Here is a 14,662-nt window from a genome sequence, read left to right on the forward strand (position 1 = left end):
GGCTCACCTCCTGAGCCAGTGGGCGTACATACTCTCTGTCGAAAGGGTCGGGCATGAACAATCTCGAGCAGTCCATCGAACGAAAAGGCGTGCCGGTAGTGGCAGCGACAGACGCCTTCTACCGGGAGAACGCGCAGTCGTACTTCGACCGGACCTTCGGTCTTTCCATGGTCCATCTCTATCGCCCGTTCTTGGAGGCGGTCGGCGAGCATGGCCGGATCTTGGACGTTGGATCCGGTTCAGGCCGTGACGTCAAAGCCTTTCGGGCATTGGGTTACGACGCCTTCGGTATCGAGGCGTCGCCGGAACTTGCCACCCTAGCGTCGCGCCACGTAGGGCCGTACTTCACGGTCGCGCGCGCGGAGTCCTTCGAGACGAACGAGCGGTTCGATGCAATCTGGGCATGCGCTTCGCTTTTGCATTTGCGTCGTTCAGAGCTTTACGGAACCATCAGAAGCTTGCGAGATCTGCTCAGACCCGGTGGAGTCTTCTTCGCAACAGTCCAAGTCGGCGTCGGCGACCAAGTGCAATCGGACGGGCGCCGATACACGTACTACAGCGCTGCAGAGTTCGAGGATGCGATCACGGAAAGCGGTCTTCAGGTGCTCCGGTCCTGGGAAAGCAAGGATGTGATGCGGCCGGACGGTCCGCTATGGATCAACGTCCTCGCTCGCCGTGGAGCTGAACCGTCCCGCTAAGCTGTTGGCTGGGCAACTGAAGGTTTCGCCAGCTCGGCAAGAAGCTCATCGGCTCCTGCCCGGACGAGTCTCTGAATGCTGTTTGGAAACGCGGCTGCTTCCCTGACTTTGAGGGGAGCTCCGATTGCGACCTTCGCCTCGTCTTGAGGCTCTTGCGCCCCTGCATGGAGTTCCTTTAGGACCTCAAAGTGCGCCAGGTACTTTCCGAAGGAAGCCAAGAGCTCGGCGTGGTGCGGCATCACCAAGCCAGCCTTCTCCCCTATTAGCTTTGAGATGCTGCTGCCGATGTCGACAATCCTGTCGAAGTAGCCATCGACACCGAGGCCGCGGCCGTAGACGATGCTCCAGTCCATGATCGTTCGGAACTTGCGCCAGGCTCCTGTGGTCTCGTCGTAGATCTCAAAGAATCGGCCATCTGGATCGACCTCCTTCAGCTGATCGGCTTCGCCGGAAAGCGTCAAGTCCCGGAAGCGGTTTGGGTCCTGACTGATGAGAGCTTCATTCATCCGACGGTAGACCTCATTGGACCCGTCGAACAGCGCGCGCAGAGGTCCATACAGCTCCATGAACTGCCGCACTCGCCAATCGAACAGCGTTTGCCGGACTTCGTGGTTCGCCTTCTTGTCGGCCAGGTTCTCATCCAGGATCGCACGCTTGGCGGCCTGCTGATCCTGATGCTCGAGCAGGCGTGCTTGCATGAAGTACCCGATGCCACCTGTGATCAGTCCGCCGATCAAGACGGAGATCAGCGTGGTCAAAGGTGTCGTCCACCACGCTGACGGCAGCTTTCCTTCGATCCGGGCGACCGCTGATTCAAGGCCAGTCAGCGACTTCGTTAACGCAGCTTCATCTGGTTGCGATCCCTTGCCGTGGCCTGTCGCTGCGGGCGCTGGTGGAGGACTGACCTGGGTCGTTATCACTGGCGCCACCGCCGCGGAGTCAACGGCTTTCGGTGGGGGCGTCTGCTGCGCGCTGGCCAGCGTTGTCACGGTGGCCAAGGCAAACGCGATGAGCCATGTCTTCATGTTCCCTCCGGAGCGCGTTGATCGCGAATTGTGCCGCCATCGGAAGGCAGCCACCGCTCGTGCGGCCGACGTGAAGAAGGGCGCTAACATGATGCTGCCGTGCTGGAATGTTGCGCACGGGCAGACCGCCTGGAGCGACGCAGCGGTCGAGTTAAGCGGTGCACTTGGAGAGGCCTCGATGCGCAACGGCGCGGGGAAGCGGGTCGGCGACGACCTCTACGTCCATCTCGAGTTCGTTGACGATCTCGCGGATTCGTCGCAACGCGCGATCATTCGGAATGCGCTTCAGCGGCTCGACGATGGAGGGCGAGCGTTGGCCAACGTCGCGAAGATCAACACCCGCTCACAGCGCGTTTCACTTCTCGCCTACCCGGAGTTCGATGACGAGCCGTTTCCAGCCCTTGCTTTGAGCTGGTCCCCAGGGAGGAGCGGCAACAGCGAGCCAGTGCTACGGTCCTATGTCGAATCGCTGAACCCACCGATCCTGCACAGGAAGGAGCTGCTGGTGTCGGATCGGCATCCTGCGCGGGAACGTTGGTGCGCGATGACCTCACAGGCCGAAGCGCTCGGCTTGTTCGACGATCCGCTGTCAATCGGCTTCCGAATGAACTGGGAGCGACACATTGCGGCAAAGGGATATCAGCTGCTCGGTGGCCAGCTCGCGCCGTTGGGCAACGCCATCGACGATGTTGATGGGCGGGCGAACCGGGTAGGGCAATGTGTTCAGCGTCACCTGACCGCGCTCGGGCGGTCGGCGCTCTCGGCACCGGTCCAGACTTTGCTGCGGTTGGGTTTGCTAAGCCGCGAGATGTCATTCTTCGACTATGGCTGCGGACGAGGCGACGACCTGTCAACGCTCAGTGGCGAAGGTTTCGCTGCCCAAGGCTGGGATCCTCACTACGCGCCGAACAGGCCGCTCTCCACTGCCGAAGTGGTCAACGTCGGCTTCGTGATCAACGTCATCGAAGATCCCGCGGAGCGCGTCGACGTGCTCCACCGCGCTTTCTCCCTCGCCCAGCGCGTGATGTCCGTGGCAGTGATGCTGTACGGACCGGAGAACGCTGGAAAGCCATTCGGCGATGGCTTCATGACGTCGAGGGGCACGTTCCAGAAGTACTTTCAGCAGGCGGAACTGAAAGACTACCTCGAGCAGGCGCTGCACCAGGAGGCAATCCTTGTTGGGCCAGGCATGGCATTGGTCTTCAAGGACAAGGATTGGGAGCAGCGATACCTCGCCGGCCGATACAGACGGCGCGACGTGACGGAGCGCCTGCTTGCTGTCCGGCCGAGGCCGCCCAAGCCAGTCAGGGAGCAACCTGTCCGTGAGATCGCCGCGCCACGGACGCCTGAACCGCCACATCCACTGCTCACGGAGCTGTGGCGTGCAACCCTTGACCTGGGCCGATACCCAGAAGAGGCTGAGATTGACAGGCTGCCGGAACTCATCGACGTCTTCGGCAGCTTGGGCCGAGCCATCAGGAAGATGGTCCGCAGCTTCGATGGGGCTATGCTGGCGAAGGCGCAGGCGGCGCGCGCCGACGACTTGCTGCTCTACTTCGCGATCCAGCAGTTCAGCAAGCGCCCTCGGTATCGTCAGCTGGAGGTCCGCCTACAGCGAGACGTCAAGGCGTTCTTTGGTGACTATGCGAGTGCCCAGGCGGCCGGTATGGAACTGCTCACTCGTGCGGCTGATGGAGATGCGCTGCTCACGGCTTGCCGAGAAGCGGTGACTAGCGGGCTCGGCTGGCTGGACGCCGACAAGCTGCAGCTTCATGTCTCGCTGGTCGAGCGGCTCCCGATTGTCTTGCGCGCCTTCGTTTCGTGCGGCCTCCTGGTCTACGGTGACCTGGGCAAAGTGGATCTCGTCAAGGTGCACTGCGGCTCAGGGAAACTGACGCTGATGCAGTTCGAAAACTTCGATGCACAGCCACTGCCGCTGATGACCAGGCGCATCAAGGTGAACGTACGCCGCGCCGACTACGACCTCTTCGTGTACGGGGCCGAATACCCCAAGCCGCCTCTCTATCTCAAGGGTCGCTACATGCACGAAGAAATGGCGCACTACGAAGAGCAGGAAGCCTTCGATCGGGCACTGGAGGAAGCTGGTGTCCTGGGCAGCGCCGAACATGGACCGACCTATGAGCAGCTGGAGAAGAGCTTGGCAAGGCGCAGGCTGGAGGTCAAAGGCTTTTCCCTTCGCCGCAGCACGACCATCCCATCGCTCGACGAAGCGTGTGGCGCGACGCTTTCCTACCGCAGCTTCATCGAGTGCGGCGAAACCCAGGCGCGGCTGCGGCTGCCCAACACCCCGCTGAATCCGGAGAGCTATAACGCCTTGTACGACTTGGCCGTGAAGCTGCTCGATCCGATCGTGGAGTACTTCGGCGCGATCCGCTTGACCTATGGCTTCTGTTCCCCTGGTCTGGGCGCGCACATCAAGAGGCGGGTGGCACCCGACTTGGACCAGCATGCGGCACATGAACTGAACCGGCGCGGCCAGCCGCTTTGCGAGCGCGGTGGCGCCGCATGCGACTTCATCGTCGACGATGAGAACATGGAGGAGGTCGCCGATTGGATTGTCGAGAACCTCCCTTTCGATCGGCTCTACTACTACGGGAAGGACAGGCCGATCCACCTCAGCTATTCGCCTACCGAGTTGGGAGAGGCGATCGAGTTGCGGGCTGGACCTTCCGGCCGCCTGGTGCCCCGGCGCTACAAGTCGGCAGGAACTCCCAAGTGAGCTGTTCGAGACGACCTGCCGCCGGACGAAAAGCCACTAACCCCCGAGCTGTTCGAAGACGTAGAAGCTGATCGAGTCTGGCGCAATCTTCACCCGCAGCGCTTCCCTGCCACGTCGCCGCGCCTTCTCCTTCGCAGCTGCAAAGGACTCAGCAGAATCGGCGACCCCCATGCGGGCGGCATCGACACTGGCTCCCTCATCCAGGGCGTAGGCGCAGTCAACGACCAGCAGATCTGCTTGCTCACCGACTTGTGCGAGGCCGAGTGGGTTCGCGCAACTTCTGCCAAAGAAGTCGTTCAGCCGAACGTCGACATCGACGTGGTTACGAAGTGCCGCGCACAGTTGCTCGTGCTGCTCGCGCTCGCGCTCGCAGTACGGCGCACCAAGATCGTCCCTTGCAACGCAGACCAACTTCCCGGCTGTGCGCGCTGAATTGATCTTGCTGCGTGCCTCGGTCTGGGAAAGGTGACGCTTCTTGACGGTACCGATCGGGAAGTTCGACAGATCAACGTCCCAGAACGAGAGATAGGTGATCGGATCATCCATGGCGTTTTGTGCCTCATGGCACGCGGGCGACCTCGACATTATGGAGTCCACGCCACGCGCGCGGCTGGCGCACTGCGGCTCGAACAGACCGCGCTTTCCTCTGGCCTACTCCAGCGCTGTGGCTTCCACGATCGCCGCAAACTGCTCCAACATCTCCGGCTGCTGCTGCTTCAGGTACTTCGCCACCTTCGCGTTCTCAAGAAGCTTGGCGAGGTAGCCCCTGGCCAAGACAAGGTTTAACACGTCCTGCCCGTACGACTGCTCGACCAACCGATACTGGCCCTGCAGGTTCGCCATCTCGCGCTCCATGCGCGCCATCTGCTCGGGCGTCACGCCGCTCACTTTCCGTGGCCGCATTCCGTCCACCAAGGCCGACGCTGAAGTCGCGACAAGCAGCGCCTCGGCATAGGCCACAGTGAGGTTGTTCGCGGAAATCATCAACTCCGCGCACTCCACCTGGCGCGTCGGCTTCATCTTGCGGATCACCCGGCCCAGCTCAGCCGAGAACTGCCGGTCCTTGAAGAGCTCGACAGCCTCCGGGCAGATCCCGTCCAGGAGGTTCACCTTCTTGGCGATATGGCTCACGTCCACACTGAGCGCGCTGGCCAACCGTTCGGGTGAGACACCCCGATCGATCGCGCGTCGGATCATGTAGTGCTCCTGGATCGTCGACAGGCGGTTGATCCGGTTGTTGTAGGTGTAAGCCTCGTCGTCGGTGGCGACCAAGCAGGGTGCGTCCTCCTGCCCCAGGTCGCGCAGCACCACCAGCCGCACGTGCCCGTCTAGTAGAAGGTGCTGGCCCGTGCCGGCGTCCATCGCCGCAACGGAGAGCGGCTCAATCAGCCCGATCTCCTGGATTGACGCCCGGATCTGCCTGAACTTCCGCGACGTCGCCAGACCAGCCGGCACCTTGCGCGAAGGCAGGATCCGATCCAACGGCACCACCAGCGGCGCCGGCACAAAACCCAAGGCAACACCAGTCATGCCCGCCGCCCGTCGGTCCACACCCGCTCGGCGAGGTACTTCGGCAGGGTGTCCAGCCCCTCGGCCCGGAGCAAGTTGACGAAGTTCTCGTCCTGAAAGAGTTGCTGCAACGCACTCACCGCGAAGAGCAGTCGTTGCTGTGCGAACGTCGCCTTTCGCACCATAGCCTTCTGTCGCTCGACCTCCTTCTGATAGGTGCGTACCAGGCTCGAGGTCGTCACGTCTGCGGCCTTGCGCGGCATGCACTTGCCGACCGATCGCCCGAGGACGGCACGCCGCTCAAGCACACGCCGAGCGTCGATCAGTCTGCGCCCCCGTAGCGTGCCCGCCTCGTAGGCGTCCTGCAGTGCGGTCTGCACGGCTTTGTTGTCGTCGCCTGCGCCGACGATGGATAGAGCCGCATTCAGTGGCAGGTCACCCTTCTCGACGGCGACCAGCAGTCGCTGCTCACCTCGCTGGATCAACGTGAGGATGCCTTGGACATAGCTCAGCGTTAGCCCGGTTTTGGTGGCGATCTGCTTCGGCGTGTACCCCCGATCTCGGAGCTGCTGGATGCCGGCGAGCAACTCCAGCGGCCGCCACTGCCGCCGCGCGATGTTTTCAGTCAAGCTCATGATGAACGCGTCTTCGTCGCCGACGACAACGACCAGCGCAGGAATCGTCGCCTCGCCCAGCGCCTTGAAGGCCTTCATGCGCCCCTCGCCGCACACGAGCAGGTAGCGTTCGTCGCCATTAGGCCCACGCCGCGGTGTCACGACGATCGGCTTCTTCAACCCGATGGTCTTGATGTTGCCGACGATCTCCCCAAAGGCCCGGCTGTTGCGCTCGCGCGGGTTGAGCACCTCGATGCGATCGATCGGGATCTGTCGAAGCTCCTGCTGGCGATCTGCGCTCACGCCGCCACCCGCAGCCGCGCCCGGGCGGCCATTCCATAGAGGTAGTCGAGCGTCTCGAAGCGATAACTCTCGAGCTCAGCGGTGTTCTGCTCGGCAAGGCTGATGCGCGACGGGCCGAAGTCAACCCGCGGGAGGAGGTAGAAGTCCCGCACTGCCTGGTTGCCGTCATCGAGCCGGGCCGCCACGGAGATGTCCGGCGCGAGGCTGGTGTCGAGTCGAATCTTCCAACGGTTGTGGCCACTGTCGACGGCGTGGCACCGTGCAAGGACGATGGACACCGTGAACTCGCGGTTCACCCACAGCACGTCGGTGGCCGGGTCTCGCTCGAAGGAGCCGCCGAGGTTGGCGATCTCGCGCTCGATCTGCTGCACCAGGTCAGGGTGCATGCGGCGCAGCTGGCGGTTGATCTCCACGTATCGGTAGTCGCGGTCGGGTGTATAGCCCACCAGCTGATAGGCACGGACGAGGCTGCCGAAGCGGTGCGCATAGACAGCGGCGCAGGGCATGCCTTCGGCCTCGTTGATCACCAGTCCGGACAGGAAGCCGCGGTTGCGATACAGACCGCGCAACCGTTCGATCAGCTCCTCGTCGGTGTAGCGACGCGCCCGTGCCCGGATGATCCCCTGGGCGGTGTAGAACACGTCGGGCGGCACGATGCCGGTGAACGCGCCCTCCCGCCGGATCCACATGTCGGGCGGATTCACCACCCGCACCTTCTTCAGCTTGAACGAGACCCGGTTGTAGATGTTGTGGCCGACGTACTTCTCGTTGGTCAGCACCTCGTGCACCGTTGCCCGGGTCCACTCGCGGCCGAGGTCCGTGCGCAAGCGCATGCCGTTGAGCCGGCCAGCGATCTCCGATTCAACCAGACCGTCGTCAATGAACCAGCGGTAGATCTGGTTGACGATCCGAACCTCTTCTTCGGGGCCGGGCGTCAGGATGACGCGGTCGGTCTGCAGGCTCTTCTGCTCCCCGCGGGAGAGCTCCGTCTTAGCCGCCCCCTGTACATCAACCAGCGTGCGGCGCAGGCCGTACCCGGCTGGCCCGCCCTGACGAAAACCCAGCTCGATCAGTCGGCACTGGCCAGCAAACACTTTTGCCGAGAGCTCGCGGCTGTACTCGCCAGCCATCGCCCGCTTGACACCCTTGACGATCGTCGACACCGGCGAGCCGTCGTTCTCGAACTGTTCGGCGCAGTAGGCGACTTGGATACCAGCACGCCGGCAGATGTACTCGTAGTACGCGCTCTCGTCGGCGTCCTGGAAGCGTCCCCAGCGGCTGACGTCGTAGACGAGGATGATCTGGAAGTCGGCGCGCTTGTTCTCCACGTCATGAATCAGGCGCTGCAGCGCTTGGCGTCCGTCGATGCGCAGCCCGCTCTTACCCTCGTCTGCGTAGGTCGCAACGATCTCGATGCCGCGCCGCGCGGCGTACTCGCGGATCTTGTCGCCCTGGTTCTCGGTGGAGTACTGCTGGTGCTCGGTCGACATGCGCACGTACTCGGCCGCGCGCATGCGGATGGGCACCTCCTGCCCTTCGGTTCGTGGGACGTCCGATTGCATGTACGGCCTCCACCAGGTCAACGGGCCAACGGGCCTCACCGGCAAGGCACCGGTGGCGCAGGCGACGCCGTCGGTCGATGCGGGCCTGATGGAAAGGTCGTGCGTCGGCGCTCGGCGGTCGTGTTCGCCCTGCCAAGGTAGCAGCGAAGCTATGGCGCGTCGATCGAGTAGGCTGTTTGCAATCAGCTGCGAAGACGCTAAGTGCCTGACAGCAAAGTTATTTTGACGATCCACGCGTCCATCTTTGCAATCTCGCCCTTTTCGGCCGGAGTGAGGTGGTAAGTGCCTGAGGCCAAAGGAGAAACCTGCGGGATCGCGTCCATCTTTGCAATCAAACCTGGTTGACGCATGGCGTTGCGAACCTGTTGTTGACGGCGGTTGCGCTCGACGTAACCGGGGTGCTCGGCCCGGTACTGCTGCCAGTAGTCGGTGTGGCTCTCGCGCCAGCGACGCTGGCACTGGAGTTGGTTGGCGCGGTAGTCCCCGTCGGCGTGGCGTTTCTCCCGTTGCCAAAGCTTGCGGCGCTCTCGCTGGCACTCGGGTCGGCTGCAGTAGTTCTGTGTCGGCACGCGTGCTGATGTCTGGAAGGCGTCTGCGCACGCGAGGCATCTCTTGAGTCCCATGGAATCCTCCCTGCGCGAAGGGCGTGATAGCCCGGTGGCAGCGGCAGGGCGCCGCCGCTAAGCTGGCGCGATGGACTCGGACGAACGTCAGTCGCTGATGCGCATCGCTGCGTTCGGCCAAGTCCGACGTCTACTCGAGACTCACGACCAACTGACGGCCACCGACCTGGGCGCCGGGTTCACCTTCGAGGGCGAGCGTGTGCCGCTCGTGAACCCGCAACGCGGCATCTTCAAGCCGCAGCAGATGCAGCACCTGCTGTCGATCAAGACGGTGTTCCCAAAAGCTGGCGCCAAGGTCTGGTACGACGACCAGAGGCACGTCCACCGCCAGATCTACGAGGGTGAAGAGACGATCGACTACGCGTTCATGGGCACCGACCCCGACGTGGCCGAGAACCGCTGGCTGCGCGAGGCGATGGAGCAGCAGGTGCCAATCATCTACTTCCTCGGTGTGTCACCCGGGCGCTACCAGCCGGTCGTGCCGGCGTTCATCGTGGGTTGGGACGCGCAGGCATCCAAGGCGAAGGTGGCGTTCGGTGACCCGTTGTCCCTGGCTGCCAAGCCCCCGGGGGACCGTGCTGAACGTCGGTACGCGCTGCGCATGGTGCAGCAGCGCTTGCATCAGGCCTCGTTCCGCGACGCGGTTATCACCGCCTATCGTGGGCGGTGTGCGCTGTCAGGCTTGCCAGAGCCGCTGTTGCTGGATGCGGCTCACATCGTGGCTGACATGGACGAGCGGCTTGGGCAGCCGATCGTCCCGAATGGCATTCCGCTCTCGAAGATCCATCATGCGGCCTTCGACGCGCACCTTATTGGGGTCGACCCGGATTATCGCGTGCATGTTTCGGAGCGGCTACTTGGGCAGAACGACGGTCCCATGCTCGAGGCTTTGAAGCGACTTCACCGCGGCGAGCTGCACTTGCCTTCCCGATCCCAGGACCGACCTGATCGCGAACGCTTGGCACGTCGGTTTGAGCTTTTCAAGGCAGCGGCATAGCGCGCAGCGAAGCGAGTCGACGTGCAAGCTACTGTTTTCCTCTTTGGGGTTGGCCTGTGCTAGAGATCTCGCCCCGATGCCGCGCGCAGCGCGGGCGCGTATGGCGCAGGCTAGCTTGGCAGGCCGCCGCTCTTCTCGGTGGGCACCAGCTTGGCGTCGGACAGCACCTTGCCCTTGGGCAGATGCTCGGCCGCGTCCGCCTTGATCGCCGCAAGTTGACGAGCGGTCAGCGGCTCGTCATCGGGCTCGTAGCACGAGGGCCGCATCTTCTCGCCTGATCCAGCCAGTAGCGCGGCCAGCAACTTGCTCTCGTGCTCAAACTGCTGCGCCGGTGTGCTCGAAGCGAGGTCAGCCTAGCCGCGCTCGACGGCGACGCGCATCTGCTCGGCGAGCTCTTCGGGCGTGCCGGCAAGGCTGAGGTCGCGAGCGTCGAAGACGCTAGCGCTTGGCTGCTTGTGCTTTGTGCGGCCCACCTTGGCCTTAGCTGCGGCGATTCGTGACCGCGCTTCTTCTTCGGTGAAGCGCGGATTCCACCGAATGAACTCCGCGACCGTCATGCCCGCCAGGTCCTGCTCGAAAGCGACCTCGTACGCGACCGACGCAGGCGTGCCACCGGTGCCGGGCTGCTTGTTCTTCCTGTTCATGGTTTATCCGTCAAAGTCTAAGTGGACGGTGATGCAGAACGCGCGAGCGTACTGATCCAGGCCGCCGCCTTTGTAGCGCCGGCGAGGCGGCCGCCAGCGCTGGATCGAAGGCGCCAACGCGCGCGCGATAGTCCTCTTCCATCAGGCGCTCGAAGTTAGGACTGCCAAACTCGCGCCTGACTGGCTGCATCTGATCCCAAAGGCGGTCCTCGAGCGAGCCGAGCGCCACGCGTCGAAGGATGGTCCGACAGATCGCGGCCTTTCGCTTGCGCAGCGATGTCAACCAACGCGCCCCTCGCGGTCGCTCCTGCTTTCGAGGTACTCGATGAGCCGGTCGAGCTGGTGCCGGAAGAAGTAGAGCACCATCATGAGAATGGCGAAGGCGACCAGCGCCAGGTAGTGCGTAGATCGGGAGTGTTAGCCACCCCAGCCTGACAAGCCAGTCCACGAGCCATGGCTCCAGGTCGTCGGAGACGAAGACTTGCAAGCCACTCAGCAGCCGCTCGTACGCAGGCGTTCGCACAAACCGCTTCAGACAGTCCAGCAGGGCGCGTCGTTGAATGGCAATGTAGGCGTCGACGTTCGTCGTCACGATTGAAGACGGTGGATTCAGGCTACGACCACATCGGTCATCCACGACTCGAGCCGTAAGGCGCGGCGAGGCTTTCAAACGTTGTCAGGGGCCCCACGAACATCAGCCGTACCGTTCCAGTCGGTCCGTTGCGCTGCTTACCAACGATGATTTCGGTCAGTCCTGTGCACATGCTGGCCGCCCGTGTGTAGTCGTCGCGGTATAGAAGGACGATGACGTCGGCGTCGCATTCAATGGCTCCTGAGTCGCGCAAGTCTGCCAAAGTAGGGCGTTTGTCGGAGCGCGACGCGGGAGATCTTCCTAGTTGCGACAACGCGACCACGGGACAACCGAGTTCTCGAGCAAGTCGCTTCAAGCCCCTCGAGATCTCTCCGACTTGGCCAGCCCGTGTCTCGATGTTGGAAGTGAGTCCTCCGGCCATGAGTTGCATGTAGTCAACGACAACTAGGCCGAGCCGCCCCATTGCGTCTGCGCGTTTGTTCGCCCGTGCGATCAATTCGTTGACTGACAGCGACGGCGTGTCATCGATGACAAGGGGGGCGTCGGACAGCAGATTGAAGGCTTCGATTGCATGACTCCAGTCGTCATCGCTAAGCTGTGCCATTCTCACTCGTTGCAGATCGACTCGACTGATCGAGCTGACGAGTCGGTCCATGACATGGCGGCCGTCCATTTCCATTGAGAAGATGAGGACTGGGGTCCCCTGCTGGATGGCTACGTGGGTGGCAACGTTCAGTGCAAGCGCGCTCTTCCCGATCGACGGACGACCGGCGATCACGATGAGATCTCCCCGGTGCATACCCGTCGTGAGTTGGTCGAGTTCGCGGAACCCGGTTGGCAAGCCAGATGGATCTTGCGTCTGTCCGCGATCGTGCCGATCCGACAGCCGATCGATGAGGTCGGTCAAGAGCTCCCGTGCGGAGGCATCGAGCGACATCGGTACACCTTGTGTGTCACCGCCGCCCGTTGACCGCTTGCAGCTGTGAACAGTCACATCGCATGCGCGCGACCGTGAGTTGAGTCTGTCCTGAGCCATGGCTCCCATGCCGTCGGCCATTCCCCGTGCTACCGAGCCAGCGCACGGTCTCGAGGTCTCGCAGACCTAGATGCTACTCTAAGTCTGTAGACGCATAGTCATCGCACACGCAACCTTCCAGCCCATGTCACGGGGGAAGGTTGCACATGAATCCGCGCGCGCCCGTTTGGCGCGCCATCTACGCGGCGAGCGTGCGTTGCGTGGCCTGTCCCAGGAGGCGCTTGCTGACCTTGCCCTTCTGCACCGAACCTATGTGGGCTCGATTGAGCGCTGCGAGCGCAACGTGTCGCTTGACAACGTCGAACGACTCGCGCGGGCGTTGAATGTCGACATCGCAGATTTGCTTGCTGCCGACTGACGGAGACTAGGTGAGTCGACCCAAACGGAAGGGCGCGCCGCGTGTCGACAACGAGTACGATGTCCGACGAACCGGGCGAGCGCGCGCTCGTGGGCTCGGGTGCGCCTGCAGCTAGACTCTTACGGCGCGCCAGCGCGTAGCTGCGCCGAAGTCCTCGGTCAACACGCACGTTCACATGCACAACACCCCGCTGATTGACTGGCACTCGATGTTCATGGGCGTCGCCATGCTCGCGGCTGCTCGGTCCAAGGACGCGAGGAAGCGGAACGGAGCCTGCATCGCGAGCGCCGACAACAAGATTCTTGGCGTCGGCTATAACGGGCTGCCCCGCGGGTGCGACGATGACGACCCTTCGTACTGGGCGGACGTCGACGACGATCCCGTTCAGTCTCGACATAGCTACATCGTCCATGCTGAAGTGAACGCAATACTCAACTGCGTGGTTCTTCCGCTGACGGGAAGTACGATCTACACGACGCAGTTCCCCTGCCCGAGGTGCGTACAGTCGATCATTCAGGTGGGTATCAAGCGGGTAGTCTTCTTGGACAAGAAGACTCATCAAGTCGCACTCAACAGTGCCTCGGACAAGATGCTCGTAGACGCAGGCATCGAAGTCTTGTCCTTGGAAGAACTGGAGTCGACAGCAAGCCGATGGTGCGAGAAGCTCGACGAGTTTGTTCGAACTACAGGGCAGGAGATGCCTGTCGCGACTGCTCCTCTGCCTCCGAGCGGGATTTAGCTTCATACGCCGTGCGCAAGCGTTCATTCTCCGCGCGGAGATCTGCAATTGCTCGCGCTTGCTCTGCAAGTTGCGCCTCTGCCTTGCGCAGGCGTGCCTCGTCCCGAGATGAAATCTGACAGCCGAGTCGGTCTTGGGCGACAAGCACGTAGGGCTCAAGAGATCTGGGATTGCGGTGCCCTACTTTGATTGCAACCGCTGCAGCTACAGAAGCGGCAGAAGTATCAAGACCAAGCGCGAGCCGTTCCATCAGTTCTAGAAGAATCTGTACATTGACGAAGCGGATTCGCAACGCGTGGAATGACGTTCCCTTCTGAGCACCAATGGAACGCATGAGCTTGGAGAAGATCGTCGTGATTGACCTGTCCTCCAACGGGGTGCAATCGCGTGCCGACAGGAATAGCCCTTGCGGCGGCCGCGTCACTTGCTTGCCTACCAAGAGCTGTGATCGAGGGCCGTCGATGAAGTCACAGATGCGAAGCAAGATCGACGTCGGCAGTTCATAGGTAATGCCGCGATTGAACTTCTGCCGTATAGGGCGGATCAAGACGGTCGCACCAGTATTCGGTCCAATCAGCGAGCGCTTGAACTGATCCACTTGGAAAGAGTTGATCGAACCTCGTCGCAGCCCTGTTTCCAGACCGATGTCAAGTAGCAGGGCGTTTCGCTGCCTTACGTAGACAGACTGCTCGGACGTCATGATCGCGTCCAACACGTCGTCGCGGTCTTGATCGCTCAAGAGGTGCTTTCGGAGACCACGGTCACCTGCAGTCGTCACGCGAAAGAGCGCGGGGTACGTCCGAGTCGAACGACGATTGCCAGACGAGCCTACGCCAATCCCGCAATCAATCTGCGTGCCATTTGGACCGACAGCGTGGTCTGCGATCCGCTTGGTCTTGCGAAGCCAAAGAAACCAGCCGTACACGCAAAGCAGCTTCTGGTTCACAGTGCCGCGAGCGATGCGCTCGTCCCCTTTCGACGCGGGGTTGGCAAGAACGAGCTTCAGCTCAGCGTCTCGAAACTGCTTGAGCGTGGTGTCGCTGGCAGAGACTGGATCAATGCCTACTGATGCGCAGTGTGCCCAGAAGCTCACAACGTTCAGCACCTGCCCATGCACTGTGCTGAGAGCCAGCTGGCAGTAGTCAAGCTGGTGGAACGCGAAGTCAGTGACATCGTCGACCAGCATGCCTCGGTGGGTGTCGTAGACAAGGATGGCATTCAA

Annotated in this window: 15 protein-coding genes; 5 read left to right on the forward strand and 10 right to left on the reverse strand. The window is 62.2% G+C overall.

All coding sequences use genetic code 11. The annotated features are described in order from the left end of the window. The first annotated feature begins 53 nt into the window (after positions 1–53). Complete coding sequence (locus MPE_RS05965; RefSeq protein WP_011828787.1) at positions 54–698, forward strand: class I SAM-dependent methyltransferase; 645 nt, start codon at positions 54–56, stop codon at positions 696–698. Here the strand turns inward: MPE_RS05965 and MPE_RS05970 are convergent. After that, positions 695–1,723, reverse strand: a complete 1,029-nt coding sequence (locus MPE_RS05970; protein WP_148210901.1) for a hypothetical protein — start codon at positions 1,721–1,723, stop codon at positions 695–697. The genes MPE_RS05965 and MPE_RS05970 overlap by 4 nt on opposite strands. Here MPE_RS05970 and MPE_RS05975 point away from each other — a divergent pair. Then, complete coding sequence (locus MPE_RS05975) at positions 1,707–4,463, forward strand: DNA phosphorothioation-associated putative methyltransferase (RefSeq protein ID WP_237706375.1); 2,757 nt, start codon at positions 1,707–1,709, stop codon at positions 4,461–4,463. The two genes, MPE_RS05970 and MPE_RS05975, sit on opposite strands and share 17 nt — an antisense overlap. 36 nt (positions 4,464–4,499) lie before the next feature. Here MPE_RS05975 and MPE_RS05980 read toward each other — a convergent pair whose 3' ends face one another. The 5 genes from MPE_RS05980 to MPE_RS23190 form a co-directional block, all read right to left on the reverse strand. Next, a complete protein-coding gene (locus MPE_RS05980) occupies positions 4,500–5,009 on the reverse strand; it encodes a hypothetical protein (RefSeq protein ID WP_041929561.1) in 510 nt (169 codons plus the stop codon). A gap of 105 nt (positions 5,010–5,114) precedes the next feature. Then, positions 5,115–5,993: a plasmid partitioning protein RepB C-terminal domain-containing protein gene (locus tag MPE_RS05985; protein WP_011828790.1), complete on the reverse strand. Its 879-nt coding sequence runs from the start codon at positions 5,991–5,993 to the stop codon at positions 5,115–5,117. Next, on the reverse strand, positions 5,990–6,889 hold the full coding sequence (locus tag MPE_RS05990) for a ParB/RepB/Spo0J family partition protein (RefSeq protein WP_011828791.1): 900 nt from the start codon (positions 6,887–6,889) through the stop codon (positions 5,990–5,992). Before MPE_RS05990 ends, MPE_RS05985 begins: the two co-directional genes overlap by 4 nt. Then, the gene (locus MPE_RS05995; protein ID WP_011828792.1) at positions 6,886–8,451 is read right to left on the reverse strand and encodes a recombinase family protein; all 1,566 of its coding nucleotides are present in this window, start codon (positions 8,449–8,451) and stop codon (positions 6,886–6,888) included. Before MPE_RS05995 ends, MPE_RS05990 begins: the two co-directional genes overlap by 4 nt. 197 nt (positions 8,452–8,648) lie before the next feature. Continuing rightward, positions 8,649–9,074: a hypothetical protein gene (locus tag MPE_RS23190; protein ID WP_011828793.1), complete on the reverse strand. Its 426-nt coding sequence runs from the start codon at positions 9,072–9,074 to the stop codon at positions 8,649–8,651. Positions 9,075–9,144: 70 nt separating this feature from the next. Here MPE_RS23190 and MPE_RS06000 point away from each other — a divergent pair, with 70 nt between their 5' ends. Further along, the gene (locus MPE_RS06000; RefSeq protein ID WP_011828794.1) at positions 9,145–10,071 is read left to right on the forward strand and encodes an HNH endonuclease; all 927 of its coding nucleotides are present in this window, start codon (positions 9,145–9,147) and stop codon (positions 10,069–10,071) included. Positions 10,072–10,181: 110 nt separating this feature from the next. On the opposite strand, the gene MPE_RS06005 is transcribed toward MPE_RS06000, so the two are convergent. The 3 genes from MPE_RS06005 to MPE_RS06015 all read right to left on the reverse strand — a co-directional run bounded on the left by MPE_RS06005 (position 10,182) and on the right by MPE_RS06015 (position 12,244). After that, on the reverse strand, positions 10,182–10,373 hold the full coding sequence (locus MPE_RS06005) for a hypothetical protein (protein ID WP_041929562.1): 192 nt from the start codon (positions 10,371–10,373) through the stop codon (positions 10,182–10,184). A 51-nt stretch (positions 10,374–10,424) separates the two neighbouring features. Continuing rightward, the gene (locus tag MPE_RS06010; RefSeq protein ID WP_011828796.1) at positions 10,425–10,715 is read right to left on the reverse strand and encodes a hypothetical protein; all 291 of its coding nucleotides are present in this window, start codon (positions 10,713–10,715) and stop codon (positions 10,425–10,427) included. A 629-nt stretch (positions 10,716–11,344) separates the two neighbouring features. Then, positions 11,345–12,244: a replicative DNA helicase gene (locus MPE_RS06015; RefSeq protein WP_011828798.1), complete on the reverse strand. Its 900-nt coding sequence runs from the start codon at positions 12,242–12,244 to the stop codon at positions 11,345–11,347. Between the two features lie 223 nt (positions 12,245–12,467). Between MPE_RS06015 and MPE_RS23200 the strand changes: the two genes are divergently transcribed. Both MPE_RS23200 and MPE_RS06020 read left to right on the forward strand, forming a co-directional pair. Next, complete coding sequence (locus MPE_RS23200; protein ID WP_011828799.1) at positions 12,468–12,701, forward strand: helix-turn-helix domain-containing protein; 234 nt, start codon at positions 12,468–12,470, stop codon at positions 12,699–12,701. A 175-nt stretch (positions 12,702–12,876) separates the two neighbouring features. Continuing rightward, a complete protein-coding gene (locus MPE_RS06020; RefSeq protein ID WP_011828800.1) occupies positions 12,877–13,440 on the forward strand; it encodes a deoxycytidylate deaminase in 564 nt (187 codons plus the stop codon). Here the strand turns inward: MPE_RS06020 and MPE_RS23205 are convergent. After that, positions 13,385–14,626 carry a site-specific integrase gene (locus MPE_RS23205; RefSeq protein WP_148210903.1) on the reverse strand — a complete coding sequence of 414 codons (1,242 nt, stop codon included), beginning with the start codon at positions 14,624–14,626 and terminating at the stop codon, positions 13,385–13,387. The two genes, MPE_RS06020 and MPE_RS23205, sit on opposite strands and share 56 nt — an antisense overlap. Between the last annotated feature and the right edge of the window lie 36 nt (positions 14,627–14,662).

Origin of the sequence: Methylibium petroleiphilum PM1 (assembly GCF_000015725.1) — a bacterium.
GTDB lineage: Bacteria > Pseudomonadota > Gammaproteobacteria > Burkholderiales > Burkholderiaceae_C > Methylibium > Methylibium petroleiphilum.

Coding starts and splice junctions, on each gene's coding strand:
- MPE_RS06010 (WP_011828796.1), bottom strand. CDS start 10,715: ATGAACAGGAAGAACAAGCAGCCCGGCACCGGTGGCACGCCTGCGTCG.
- MPE_RS23205 (WP_148210903.1), bottom strand. CDS start 14,626: ATGCTGGTCGACGATGTCACTGACTTCGCGTTCCACCAGCTTGACTAC.
- MPE_RS05970 (WP_148210901.1), bottom strand. CDS start 1,723: ATGAAGACATGGCTCATCGCGTTTGCCTTGGCCACCGTGACAACGCTG.
- MPE_RS23190 (WP_011828793.1), bottom strand. CDS start 9,074: ATGGGACTCAAGAGATGCCTCGCGTGCGCAGACGCCTTCCAGACATCA.
- MPE_RS06015 (WP_011828798.1), bottom strand. CDS start 12,244: ATGTCGCTCGATGCCTCCGCACGGGAGCTCTTGACCGACCTCATCGAT.
- MPE_RS05995 (WP_011828792.1), bottom strand. CDS start 8,451: ATGCAATCGGACGTCCCACGAACCGAAGGGCAGGAGGTGCCCATCCGC.
- MPE_RS05965 (WP_011828787.1), top strand. CDS start 54: ATGAACAATCTCGAGCAGTCCATCGAACGAAAAGGCGTGCCGGTAGTG.
- MPE_RS05980 (WP_041929561.1), bottom strand. CDS start 5,009: ATGGATGATCCGATCACCTATCTCTCGTTCTGGGACGTTGATCTGTCG.
- MPE_RS06000 (WP_011828794.1), top strand. CDS start 9,145: ATGGACTCGGACGAACGTCAGTCGCTGATGCGCATCGCTGCGTTCGGC.
- MPE_RS23200 (WP_011828799.1), top strand. CDS start 12,468: ATGTCACGGGGGAAGGTTGCACATGAATCCGCGCGCGCCCGTTTGGCG.
- MPE_RS06020 (WP_011828800.1), top strand. CDS start 12,877: ATGCACAACACCCCGCTGATTGACTGGCACTCGATGTTCATGGGCGTC.
- MPE_RS05975 (WP_237706375.1), top strand. CDS start 1,707: ATGAGCCATGTCTTCATGTTCCCTCCGGAGCGCGTTGATCGCGAATTG.
- MPE_RS05985 (WP_011828790.1), bottom strand. CDS start 5,993: ATGACTGGTGTTGCCTTGGGTTTTGTGCCGGCGCCGCTGGTGGTGCCG.